This window comes from Pseudomonas orientalis (assembly GCF_001439815.1).
In the GTDB taxonomy this organism is placed as follows: Bacteria; Pseudomonadota; Gammaproteobacteria; order Pseudomonadales; family Pseudomonadaceae; genus Aquipseudomonas; species Aquipseudomonas orientalis.
The window spans coordinates 21,533-33,889 of record NZ_JYLM01000002.1 but is presented as its reverse complement, the minus strand read 5'-3'; the positions used below and the strand labels follow the sequence as shown (position 1 = coordinate 33,889).

9 protein-coding genes and 1 pseudogene are annotated in these 12,357 nt (G+C 60.7%); 5 read left to right on the top strand and 5 right to left on the bottom strand.

From position 1 onward, the window contains the following. Positions 1-124: 124 nt before the first annotated feature. The 3 genes from xylF to TU82_RS04585 all read left to right on the top strand — a co-directional run bounded on the left by xylF (position 125) and on the right by TU82_RS04585 (position 3,971). Positions 125-1,126, top strand: a complete 1,002-nt coding sequence (xylF, locus tag TU82_RS04595; protein WP_057721949.1) for a D-xylose ABC transporter substrate-binding protein — start codon at positions 125-127, stop codon at positions 1,124-1,126. Positions 1,127-1,289: 163 nt separating this feature from the next. Next, positions 1,290-2,834, top strand: a complete 1,545-nt coding sequence (gene xylG / locus TU82_RS04590; RefSeq protein ID WP_057721948.1) for a D-xylose ABC transporter ATP-binding protein — start codon at positions 1,290-1,292, stop codon at positions 2,832-2,834. Continuing rightward, positions 2,835-3,971: a sugar ABC transporter permease gene (locus TU82_RS04585; protein ID WP_057721947.1), complete on the top strand. Its 1,137-nt coding sequence runs from the start codon at positions 2,835-2,837 to the stop codon at positions 3,969-3,971. A gap of 147 nt (positions 3,972-4,118) precedes the next feature. Here the strand turns inward: TU82_RS04585 and TU82_RS04580 are convergent, their stop codons facing one another. The 4 genes and pseudogenes from TU82_RS04580 to TU82_RS04570 form a co-directional block, all read right to left on the bottom strand. Then, entirely contained in the window at positions 4,119-5,039 is a 921-nt protein-coding gene (locus tag TU82_RS04580) for a substrate-binding domain-containing protein (RefSeq protein WP_057721946.1), read from the bottom strand. A gap of 17 nt (positions 5,040-5,056) precedes the next feature. Further along, the gene (locus tag TU82_RS29475; protein WP_420893013.1) at positions 5,057-5,812 is read right to left on the bottom strand and encodes a methyl-accepting chemotaxis protein; all 756 of its coding nucleotides are present in this window, start codon (positions 5,810-5,812) and stop codon (positions 5,057-5,059) included. A gap of 102 nt (positions 5,813-5,914) precedes the next feature. Continuing rightward, a pseudogene (locus TU82_RS29470) lies at positions 5,915-6,334 on the bottom strand (HAMP domain-containing protein); the annotation flags it as partial. Between the two features lie 969 nt (positions 6,335-7,303). Further along, a complete protein-coding gene (locus TU82_RS04570) occupies positions 7,304-8,554 on the bottom strand; it encodes a glycoside hydrolase family 68 protein (protein ID WP_057721944.1) in 1,251 nt (416 codons plus the stop codon). Between the two features lie 892 nt (positions 8,555-9,446). On the opposite strand from TU82_RS04570, the gene TU82_RS04565 reads away from it, so the two are divergent. Together TU82_RS04565 and TU82_RS04560 are read left to right on the top strand one after the other, a co-directional pair. After that, positions 9,447-9,755: a DUF6124 family protein gene (locus tag TU82_RS04565; RefSeq protein WP_057721943.1), complete on the top strand. Its 309-nt coding sequence runs from the start codon at positions 9,447-9,449 to the stop codon at positions 9,753-9,755. A 605-nt stretch (positions 9,756-10,360) separates the two neighbouring features. Continuing rightward, positions 10,361-10,669 (top strand): DUF6124 family protein, encoded by a 309-nt coding sequence (locus tag TU82_RS04560; protein ID WP_057721942.1) that lies wholly within the window; start codon positions 10,361-10,363, stop codon positions 10,667-10,669. Positions 10,670-10,797: 128 nt separating this feature from the next. Here TU82_RS04560 and TU82_RS04555 read toward each other — a convergent pair whose 3' ends face one another. Further along, complete coding sequence (locus TU82_RS04555) at positions 10,798-12,297, bottom strand: CoA-acylating methylmalonate-semialdehyde dehydrogenase (RefSeq protein ID WP_057721941.1); 1,500 nt, start codon at positions 12,295-12,297, stop codon at positions 10,798-10,800. Positions 12,298-12,357 lie beyond the last annotated feature (60 nt).

The window sequence follows — 12,357 nt, the reverse complement described above, 5'->3', positions numbered from 1 at the left end:
CTCGCTCCTACAAGGGCAGTGACATTTGCGCGACAAATCTTTGCACCGGGCGTCGAATGACGCTCTACAGTTGAACCCGCACCACGCTGTGTCTTTTCCAACAACAATAAAAGGACGCACCACCATGAAGTCATTCAAACGTACGCTGCTCGCCACTGCCCTGGCCCTGCTCGCCCTGCCGGTGATGGCCGATTCGGCTCACCCGAAAATCGGTTTCTCCATCGACGACCTGCGCCTGGAGCGCTGGTCCCGTGACCGCGACTACTTCGTCGCCGCGGCGGAAAAACTCGATGCCAAGGTGTTCGTGCAGTCCGCTGATGCCAACGAGCAGAAGCAAATCTCCCAGATCGAAAACCTGATCTCCCGGGGCGTCGATGTGATCGTGATCGTGCCGTTCAATGCCACGGTGCTCACCAACGCGGTGGCCGAAGCGAAGAAGGCCGGAATCAAGGTGGTCTCCTATGACCGCCTGATCCTCAATGCGGACATCGACGCCTACATCTCCTTCGATAACGAAAAAGTCGGCGAGATGCAGGCCAGCGGCGTGCTGCAAGCCGCGCCCAAGGGCAATTACTTCCTGCTCGGCGGCGCGCCCACCGACAACAACGCCAAGGTGCTGCGCGAAGGCCAGATGAAGGTGCTGCAACCGGCCATCGACAAGGGCGACATCAAGATTGTCGGCCAGCAATGGGTGAAAGAGTGGAACCCCACCGAAGCCCTGAGCATCGTCGAAAACGCCCTGACCCGGAACAACAACAAGATCGACGCCATCGTCGCCTCCAACGACGCCACCGCCGGCGGTGCGATCCAGGCCCTGGCCGCGCAGAAACTGGCGGGCAAGGTGCCGATTTCCGGCCAGGACGCGGACCTCGCGGCGATCAAGCGCGTGATCGACGGCACCCAGACCATGACCGTCTACAAGCCGCTCAAGCTGATCGCCACCGAGGCGGCCAAACTCTCGGTGCAGTTGGCGCGCAATGAAAAACCCACCTACAGCTCGCAGTACGACAATGGCAGCAAGCAGGTCGACACCATCCTGCTCACCCCGACGCCGCTGACCAAGGCCAATATCGACGTGCTGGAGAAGGACGGGTTCTACACCAAAGAGCAGATCGCCGGGCAATGATGATGGCCTCGATAAAACCTCGCTCCCTGTAGGAGCGAGCTTGCTCGCGAAAAACCCGAGAGCGCCGCGTTTATCCAGGAAGCGCGCATTATCGTTGACGTTTTTCACGAGCAAGCTCGCTCCTACAGGGGTGGGGGTCAGCCTTTTTGTGTGAGCCTTTCCCATGTCCGACTACCTGCTGCAAATGAACGGCATCGTCAAAAGCTTTGGCGGTGTCAACGCCCTCAACGGCATCGACATCAAGGTACGGCCCGGCGAGTGCGTCGGGTTGTGCGGCGAAAACGGCGCCGGCAAATCCACCTTGATGAAGGTGCTGTCGGCGGTCTACCCGTACGGCACCTGGGAGGGCGAAATCCTCTGGGACGGGCAGCCGCTCAGGGCCCAGTCGATCAGCGAAACCGAAGCCGCCGGCATCGTCATCATCCACCAGGAACTGACCCTGGTGCCCGACCTGTCGGTGGCCGAGAACATCTTCATGGGCCACGAGCTGACCCTGCCCGGTGGGCGTATGAATTACCCGGCGATGCTGCACCGCGCCGAGGCGTTGATGCGTGAACTCAAGGTGCCGGACATGAATGTGGCGCTGCCGGTGTCGCAGTACGGCGGTGGCTACCAGCAGTTGGTGGAGATCGCCAAGGCCTTGAACAAGCAGGCGCGGCTGCTGATCCTGGACGAGCCCTCCTCGGCCCTGACCCGCTCGGAAATCGAGGTATTGCTCGACATCATCCGCGACCTCAAGGCCAAGGGTGTGGCCTGCGTGTACATCTCGCACAAGCTCGATGAAGTGGCGGCCGTGTGCGACACCATCGCCGTGATTCGTGACGGCAAGCACATCGCAACCACCGCCATGGCCGACATGGACATTGCGCAGATCATCACCCAGATGGTCGGCCGCGAGATGAGCAACCTCTACCCCACCGAACCCCATGAGGTGGGCGAGGTGATGTTCGAGGCGCGCAACGTCACCTGCTACGACGTCGACAACCCCAGGCGCAAACGCGTTGACGATGTTTCCTTCGTGCTCAGGCGTGGCGAAATCCTCGGCATTGCCGGGCTGGTCGGCGCCGGGCGCACGGAGCTGGTGTCGGCACTGTTCGGCGCCTACCCCGGGCGCTATAGCTGCGAAGTGTGGCTGGAAGGCAAGGTGATCGACACGCGCACACCGCTCAAGTCGATCCGCGCCGGGCTGTGCATGGTACCCGAGGACCGCAAGCGCCAGGGCATCATTCCCGACCTGGGCGTGGGCCAGAACATCACCCTGGCGGTGCTCGACAGCTATGCCCACCTGACCCGCATCGACGCCGAAGCCGAACTGGGCAGCATCGATCAACAGATCGCCCGCATGCACCTGAAAACCGCCAGCCCGTTTCTGCCGATTACCAGCCTCTCAGGTGGCAACCAGCAAAAGGCCGTGCTGGCAAAAATGCTGATGACCAAGCCCAAGGTACTGATTCTGGATGAGCCCACGCGCGGGGTGGATGTGGGCGCCAAGTACGAGATCTACAAACTGATGGGCGCGCTGGCGGCCGAAGGCGTGGCGATCATCATGGTGTCGTCGGAACTCGCCGAAGTGCTCGGCGTGTCGAACCGCGTGCTGGTGATCGGCGACGGCCAGTTGCGTGGCGACTTCATCAATCAGGGGCTCACCCAGGAACAGGTACTCGCCGCTGCGCTCAGCCACAATAATAACGATCGGAAGACCGCGTAGATGAATCAGGTCAAACAGCTTTTCACCCGCTACAAAATGCTCGCCCTGGTGATCGCCGTCGCGTTCATCTGGCTGTTTTTCAGCTGGCAGACCGAGGGTGGCTTCCTCACGCCGCGCAACCTGTCCAACCTGCTGCGGCAGATGTCCATCACCGGGATACTGGCGTGCGGCATGGTGCTGGTGATCATCAGCGGCGAAATCGACTTGTCGGTGGGTTCATTGCTGGGCTTGCTCGGCGGGCTGGCGGCGATCCTGGACGTGGTGTATCACATCCCGCTGCTGGCCAACCTGAGCCTGGTGGCGTTGTGCGGTTTGATGATAGGCCTGGCCAACGGCTATATGACGGCGTATCTGCGCATCCCTTCGTTCATTGTCGGCCTTGGCGGGATGCTGGCGTTTCGCGGGATCCTGCTGGGGATTACCGGCGGCACCACCATTGCGCCGGTGTCGCCGTCGCTGGTGTACGTGGGCCAGGGCTATCTGCCGCACACCGTGGGCATCGGCCTGGGTGTTCTGCTGTTTGCTCTGACCTTGTTCCTCACCTGGAAACAACGGCGCAACCGCGCCCTGCATGGCCTGGCGGCGCACTCGCTGGTACGTGACGTGGTGCGCGTGGTGCTGATCGGCGCAGTGCTGGCCGGGTTCGTCACCACCCTCAACAGCTACGACGGAATCCCGGTGCCGGTATTGCTGCTGCTGATGCTGCTCGGCGTGTTCAGCTACGTCACCAGCCAGACCGTGTTCGGCCGCCGGGTGTATGCGGTGGGCAGCAATATGGAGGCGACGCGGCTGTCGGGTATCAACGTGCAGGCGGTGAAACTGTGGATCTTCGGCATCATGGGCGTGATGTGCGCGCTGGCCGGCCTGGTCAACACCGCCCGCCTGGCCGCCGGTTCACCGTCAGCGGGGAACATGGGCGAACTGGACGCAATTGCCGCGTGCTTTATCGGCGGCACCTCGATGCGCGGCGGCTCGGGCACGGTGTATGGCGCATTGCTCGGAGCACTGGTGATTACCAGCCTGGATAACGGCATGTCGATGCTGGACGTGGACAGTTACTGGCAGATGATCGTCAAGGGCAGCATCCTGGTGCTGGCGGTGTGGGTGGATGTGAGTACACGGGCGGGAAGGCGCTGAACCCACTTCCTACCAACACTGAATAACCCTGTGGGAGGGGGCTTGCCCCCGATGACGTTGGGTCAGTCAACATTCATTTATCTGACCCACCGCTATCGGGGGCAAGCCCCCTCCCACAGTTGATCGCATTCCAAGGTGGGATCGCCCCTATTCAAACGTCTGACGATTCTCGGGCGTGATCAGCTTGAACGGCACCCATACCACCGCAGACTCCAGCACCTCACCGCGCACCAGGCGCAGCGCGGTGTCCACGGCGCCGGCGGCCTGGCCGGCGGCGTCCTGGAACACGCTGACCGCCATCTTGCCCTCGGCCATCAGTTTCAACCCGTCCGGTGTACCGTCGATGCCGCCGACCCAATAATCCTTGGCCTGCTTGCCGGCCTTTTCCAGCCCCATGATCGCGCCGATCGCCATTTCGTCGTTATTGGCCGCGATGATCGAAAAATCGACACCCTGCTTGACCCAGTCAATGACAATCGTGGCGGCCTGGCTACGTTCCCAGTTACCGACCTTTTTCTGTACGACTTTCATATCCGGGTATTTGGCGACGACTTTTTCCACGTCTTCGGTGCGCATCAAAGAGGACGCGTTGGCCGGGTCGCCCACCAGAATCACCACGTTGCCTTTGTAACCGGCACGGCGCGCCAGCTCTTCCATCTGCAACGTGCCCGACTCCAGCTCGTTGGAGCCGACAAACGCGGTCTGCGCCGGCCACTTTTCCGGGTTCGGGTTGCGGTTGACGAACACCAGCGGGATCTTGGCGTCAGAAGCCAACTGCATCATCTGCGCGGCACTTTTGCCATCGACCATCGCGATGATGATCGCATCCACTTTGGAATTGACCAGGTTGCGGAACTGGCGCATCTGCAAATCGACGCTGTCCTTGCCATTCTCCATAAAGATATTGGCGTTCATGACGCCGGCCTGTTGCTGCACCCCGTTGCGCAGCAGGGTCTGGAAGTTATCGTCATACTTTGCCATGCCTACACCCAGCAAAGGGGTGGCGGCCTGGGCGAAGCCCGGAACGAACAGCGTCGCTCCCAGGGCGAGCATCAACCATGCTTTCATGTTCTGACTCCTGCGGCTCAAACGCTGAAATGATGGAGCAGCTCACGCTGCACTTTGGCCATGTTCGACAGCTCCTGGCTGCTGATGGCGGACTGTTCGGCGCCGTCGGCCGTCTGCTGGGCCGAATCGTTGATCTGGATGACCATCCGACTGGTTTCCTGCACCGTGGCGCTCTGCTGCACGGTGGCGGCGGCAATCTGGATATTCATGTCGCGGATGCTGTCGACCGCGCCGCTCATGGACAGCAACAAGTCACCGGCGCCCGAGGCCAGGGACACGCATTGGCTGGACTGCGCCTGGCTTTCGTTCATGACCTGCACCACCGAATGAATTTTTTCCTGCATGAGCCCGATCATGTCCTGGATTTCGCTGGTCGAGGTCTGGGTACGGCTGGCCAGCGACCGCACTTCATCGGCCACCACCGCAAACCCACGCCCCTGCTCGCCGGCACGGGCCGCTTCGATTGCCGCGTTCAGGGCCAGCAGGTTGGTCTGTTCGGCAATGGTACGAATGGCCACCACGATGCCTTCGATGTTCTGCCCGTACTTCTGCAGCTCATCGGTCACCTGCGTGGCTTTGTTCACCTGGTCGGCCTGCTGACGGATATTGACGATGGTCTCGGCCACGCGCGCCTGCACCTTGTGCGTGAGGTCACTGGTGTCGTCCACCGCCTGGCGGGTGTCCTGCGCGCGCCGAGCCACCTCCTCGACCGTGCTTTCCATCTGCGTCATGGCCGAGGCGGCCGATTGCAAACGGTCCTTCTGCTCATCCACCACACGGGTGGTCTGCTCGCTGTTCAAGGCGTTGCTACCGGCGGTCACGGCCAGCGCATCGGCAGAACGGATCAATTCACGGAAGGTTGTCTGCAGGGCCTTGGTCAGTTCGTTCAGGTAACCGCCCAACTCACCGAACTCATCTTTACGGCTGACATCGAAACTGACCCGCATGTCCCCGGCAGTGAGCGTCTTGAGCACGTCGCGAAATGCCGCCAGCGGACGCCGCAGGCTGAAGGCCACCCACGTACCAATCGCCAGCGCCGCCAGCACCGCCAGCACACAGGCGATCAACAGCACGCTGCGGCTGGTGCCGATGGTTGCATTGGCCGAGTGACTGGCCTGGTTGGCGACCTCCAGGGACTGGCTGCCGAACTCGGCAATCCGGTCCAGGGTGGCTTTGAGCGCCGCGTCAACCGCCGTGCGCTGTTGCTGAACCTGCGCGGCGAGCTTGGCCTCCACCTGATAGGCCTGGAACAGGCCGTCAGCGGCGGTCAGGTCCGTAAGCAGGCGATTGACCATGACGCCGGCGATCCGCCCGACTCTCGGGTCAATCGCCGTCAGGGCCTGGGCGCGGGTGCTGATCACTTCGTCCTGCAGGTTGAGCACGCGCTGTAGTTTATCAATGGCGGGCGTGACGGTGTGGGCTGCGAAACCATCGTAGGATTTGTTGACTTCCAACAGGAGTTTTTCTGCGGCGGCCACCTGCTGCGGCTCGCCGGCGGTGCGTGCCTGTGCGATGTAATCACGCAAGTAGCTGGTCAGCTGCATCGCCTGTGCACTGCTGTAGCCCTGCAGTGTGCGTGTCAGCGCCAACTGCTGCACATGCTGCAAGTGGGACGTCATCAACCCCTGCGCCTGCTCGGCGTAGGCCGCGACCTGCTGGCGCTGCTGCGCCAGGTTGGCCCGCAGCGCCTCATGCTCGCCGGTATAGGCCGCGGTGCTGTCGAGCAACTGAGTGAACTGGGCAATGCTCTCGGTGAACGGCTGCTTGCCGTCCTCGATCTGCTTGGGGTCGGTGCTGATCTGAATGGCCAGCAACGCCTGGTTGGCACGCAGGATGTGCACGTAGAGCTCACTGGCGGCCCGGCTCAACGGCGCCGACTGGCCGGTGATGATGGACAAGCGACTGCCGATGGACTGCGTGTTCTGATAGCTGATCCCGGCCATGATCAGCAGCAACAGCACCAACACCGCAAATCCGCCGATCACGCGCTGCAATATGGTCATGGCTACCCCTTTTTGATTGTTATTCGTTGTCCTGAGATGACCAGGCGTGCACGCCCCGAGCTCGGGAACGCTCGGGGGGCTAGAGCTTGTATCGGCCCGGTGGGCGGGGACTTGATGAGCGCAGTAAAAAAAGTGGGAGGGGGCCTGCTCCCGATGGCGGTGGGTCAGTCAATGTAAATGTCGACTGACCCACCGCTATCGGGGGCAAGCCCCCTCCCACATTTGCAGCATTTTATCTGCTGATAAATTGCCGTCAGACAGTCACTGGTTCAACACGACATCACGCATTGCGGGGATGTACCCATAGTCATAAGCCTCCTGCACAAACGAGCGGTCACCCTTCAATACGATCCTGACGGTGGGCGCTTCGGTGCCGCCGATGCGGTAGTCATCGCCGTTGGTGGGCACGCTGTCGATAAACGACGTTACCAGGCCGTTGGGCATCACGCAGTGCGAATACGTCTGGAACGGCTGCGAAGGCGGGTTGCCGAGCACCAGCCCGGAGGCATTCATGGGTGTGTAAGGGCCGAACAGATGATCGCTGACGAACCCATAGACGCCATCCGGCCCCGTCACGCCATCGGCGTAGGTGAATTTGTGACTGATGGTGAACAGGTAATACTTGCCGTCCTGAAACACATAGTGCGGCCGCTCGGTTTGATCGTTCACGCCGACGGCGGTCACCAGCGGCGGCAGGATCTCCCATTCGTCACCGTTGAGGTCCTTGGCGACGGCAATGCCGATGCAGCCGACCTGATAGCGCGCCCCGCCCACGTCCTCGTGCCCCGGTGGCACCAACCCCAGCTCATTGGGGCCCACTTCATGTGTCCCGCGCTCGCCGGCGACGTTGCCTTCAAACACCATGTACAACTTGCCATCCACAGGGTCGATAAACGGGCTGGGATCGCGGAAGTTCCAGGTCGCGTTCTGCGCTTCGGTTTGGTAATAGGTGCCGTCGGCGTCGAACAGCGACTTGACCTGGCTAAAGCCTTGCAGCTCCACACCGCTGTCGGAGGTGACAACCCGGCCGCGCACTTTGGCAATCGTCGCTCCGGGGGTGACACAGGTGTAATACAGGTCGATATCACCGGCGTTATTGAGCAGGATTGGTGTACCGGCCCATTCACGGGTGGTCGGCGAAACCCCTTCGGCCATGACACGACCGCCGAAGATCCAGTCCTTGCCGGTGCGCGAGTACCAGTAGCAGATACGCGCATGGCCATGGCGATCTTCCCAGTCGCGCTTGATGTCGTAGCGGCCGTCGGCATTGATGAATTGCGGATCGTGGGGACGGCGGTCGGCGGTGAGTGTGAAGATCACCGACCAGCCATTGACGGATACCACGGTGCCATCGAGTTCACGCAATGGCATGGTGTCCCAGATAAATACCGTGTCACTCATGACAGGAAAGTCAGGACGCACTAACGGCTGCGTGGTCGTCGGGTCATTCTCATTAACTTTCAGCGCATCGGCCCGAGTCCAGCGAGTGGGTGTGTGATTCGCGTGTTTCATGATGATGTCCTTTTACTGACGCTTAAGTGACAAGCGAAGATTGAATAACACATGACAGCCAGCAACTTGCTGCTGACTGAAAAGAGCGAGCCAGAGTTGGCCTTAACGTGCGGAGCAAGGTTTAACATGGAAGCCTGGCTGTCGCAACGTGAAGAATTATTTAGATTACAAAGGCCATCACTGTATTTATATCCTTGATATAAAGACAGTGGCACTTACAATCAACGATCAGCAACTAGAAAGCTAGCTACTCAACTACCAGACAGGAGGGTTGCGGGCCGGGGCCGTTATTTTTCTGCACTTAATGGTATTGCACGCCAAATTAAACCGAGCGCTTAGTTGTCAGCTTAGTTGCTGTCGACATAAAAGCACTCGCAGCGCATCCCCTCTACGACCCACACTTACGAAGTATCAAAACGGTTAGTGAAGACGCGGCGAGCCGTCGAATACTTTATTGTTTAATATGGAGGGAGATTTGTCAGCCTTTGAAAGTTGTGTAGATACCCAAGGCTATCGCAGGCAAGCCAGCTCCCATCTTGCCCGCATTCCACTGTTGGATCGGCGGGGTTAGTGGCATTTGGTCATGGTTTTTAAAGGGCCAGCAAGGCGTGTCCCTTTAAATTGCAGGACGTTTCCTAGACAATCCCTGCCGCCTTGTGCCTGCTGGAATCGCTGGCTAGTCTGCGCTCCGTCACTGCTCATCAGTGATCGGGTTTAGTCGCCCGGATTTGAACAGGCGCATGTCCCATGAAGCTTCATGGTGGCTGTGCGCAGGGCGCCCTCGGGCGCGCCGGGTTCCTGTTCTGACCGGTCGACTAACCTGCGTACAGCCGCCACCTTCGTTTAGTCGCGAAACGTGTCAGCTCCTTGATATTCAGACAGGAAAGACACCATGAACAAAGTCCTACCCGACCCACCCCACGATCCCGCAAAAGACCGCGCCGCCTTCAACCGCGCCATCGACCACTACCTGCCCACCCAGGGCTTCCACTCGGTCAACGAAGACCTGAGCTTCGAAGACGCCCTGCTCTACACCGCCAGTTTGCTCGACAGCGCCTCCGCCACCGCCCTGGACTGTGGCGAACTGCTGCAAAGCCCCGAGCGGGCAAAGATCCTGGCGGTATGGCACTTACTGGAAATTGCCAAGACCACGGTAGATCGCTCCATCGAATGCCTGACCTGTACAAAACCCGCTGCCTGAACGCGGTAAAAACTAGTGACTGACACTCAGCCATCGGGGGCAAGCCCCCTCCCACATTGGTCTGCATTCCAACAGTGAGGTTGGTGGCATGGCCGGAAGTTGCCAGGACCACGCTCCATCGAGTGCCGGACCTGTACAAAATCCACTGCCTGAACGCGGTCAAACTGTGGGAGGGGGCTTGCCCCCGATGGCGGTGGGTCAGATAAATGGATATTGACTGACCCACCGCTATCGGGAGCAAGCTCCCTCCCACATTTTGTCTGCATTGCAAAACTTGGGATTGGTGGCATTTGGTCATGGTTTTTAAAGGGCCAGCAAGGCGTGTCCCTTTAAATTGCAGGACGTTTCCTAGACAATCCCTGCCGCCTTGTGCCTGCTGGAATCGCTGGCTAGTCTGCGTTCCGTCACTGCCAATTCAGTGATCGGGTTTAGTCGCCCGGAATGTCACAAGGCGCATGGTCCATCAAGTTTTATGGTGGCTGTGCGCAGGGCACCTCCGGGTGCGCCGGATTTTCCTTGTGGCCGGTCGACTAACCTGCGTACAGCCGCCACCCATCGTTTAGTCGCGCCGGGGGTCGGTACCAAACCACACGAGGAATTGCAGCATGAATAAAGTCCAGCCAGATCCACCGTTTGACCCCGCAAAAGACCGCGCCGCGTTCAACCGCGCCATCGACCACTACCTGCCCACCCAGGGCTTCCACTCGGTCAACGAAGACCTGAGCTTCGAAGACGCCCTGCTCTACACCGCCAGTTTGCTCGACAGCGCCTCCGCCACCGCCCTGGACTGTGGCGAACTGCTGCAAAGCCCCGAGCGGGCGAAAATCCTGGCAGTGTGGCACCTGCTGGAAATTGCCAAGACCACGGTGGATCGATCCATCGAGTGCCTGACCTCTACAAAACCCACTGCCTGAATGCGGTAAAACCTGTGGGAGGGGGCTTGCCCCCGATAGCAGTGCTTCAGGCACATCGAGGGTGACTGATACTCCGCTATCGGGGGCAAGCCCCCTCCCACACTCGGATCTACAGGGCCTGTGAGACTTTACTTGGACACGGGCATCGCAAACTCCGCGCCCTGCTCGATACTCTCCGACCAGCGCTGCATGATCGACTTCTGCTTGGTATAGAAACGCACGCCTTCGGTGCCATAGGCATGCATGTCGCCAAACAGGCTCTTCTTCCAGCCACCAAACCCATGCCAGGCCATCGGCACCGGGATCGGTACGTTGATGCCGACCATGCCCACTTCGATGCGCCGCGCAAATTCGCGGGCGATGTGGCCGTCGCGGGTGAAGCAGCTGACGCCGTTGCCGAACTCGTGGTCGTTGACCAGCTTCACGGCTTCGGCAAAGTCGTTGACGCGCACACAGGCCAGTACCGGGCCGAAGATCTCTTCGCGGTAGATGCTCATGTCCCGGGTCACGTGGTCGAACAGCGTGGCGCCGAGCCAGAAGCCCTTTTCCAGGCCGGGTTCGGTGGGCACGTAGTCACGGCCATCGAGCAGCAAGTGCGCACCGGCTTGGACGCCCTGCTCGATATAGCCACGGATGCGTTCCAGCGCCACCTTCGACACAATCGGCCCCATTTCGGCTTTCAAATCGCGGCCATCGGTGATGCGCAGGGTCTTGGCGCGTTCGGTCAAGGCCGCAATCACTTTGTCACCCACATCCCCCACCAGCACCGCCACCGAGATCGCCATGCAGCGCTCGCCGGCACTGCCGTAGGCGGCGCCCATCAGGGCATCGACGGTGCGCTCGATATCCGCGTCGGGCATCACCACCATATGGTTTTTCGCACCGCCCAGGCCTTGCACGCGCTTGCCGTTGCGCGCGCCGCTCTCGTAGATGTATTGGGCAATCGGCGTGGAACCGACAAAGCTCACCGCCTTGACGTCCGGGTGTTCGATCAGCGCGTCCACCGCTTCCTTGTCGCCCTGCACCACGTTGAACACGCCCTTGGGCAAGCCCGCTTCGCGCAGCAACTCGGCCATGAACAACGAGGCGCTCGGGTCGGTGGGGCTTGGCTTGAGGATGAAGGTGTTGCCCGCCGCAATGGCAATCGGGTACATCCACATCGGTACCATCACCGGGAAGTTGAACGGCGTCACGCCGGCCACTACGCCCAGGGGCTGGCGCAGGGTCCAGTTGTCCATGCCACGGGAAACCTGGTCGGAATGTTCGCCCTTGAGCAGGTTGGGAATGCCGCAGGCGAATTCGAGGATGTCGATGCCACGGTCGACTTCGCCCTGGGCATCGGTAAAGACCTTGCCGTGTTCGGCGACGATGATGCGCGCCAGATCGTCCTTGCGTTCGCGCAGCAGGTGCAGGTATTGGAACAGCACACGGGCGCGGCGGATCGGCGGGGTGTCGGCCCAGCCGGCGAAGGCGGCCTGGGCGGCGCCGACGGCTTCGGCCACGGTCTGGCGGCTGGCCAGGGCCACGCGCGCGGTGACTTCACCGGTGGCCGGGTTGTAGACGTCCTGATAGCGATCATCGCGGCTCACGCGCTGGTCGTTGATGTAGTGCTCAAGGGTAGTGGACATGGCAGGCGCTCCAGGTAGTTGGCGTTGGCACCCACCTTAGGCTTTCGCTTTGTTCCGAAC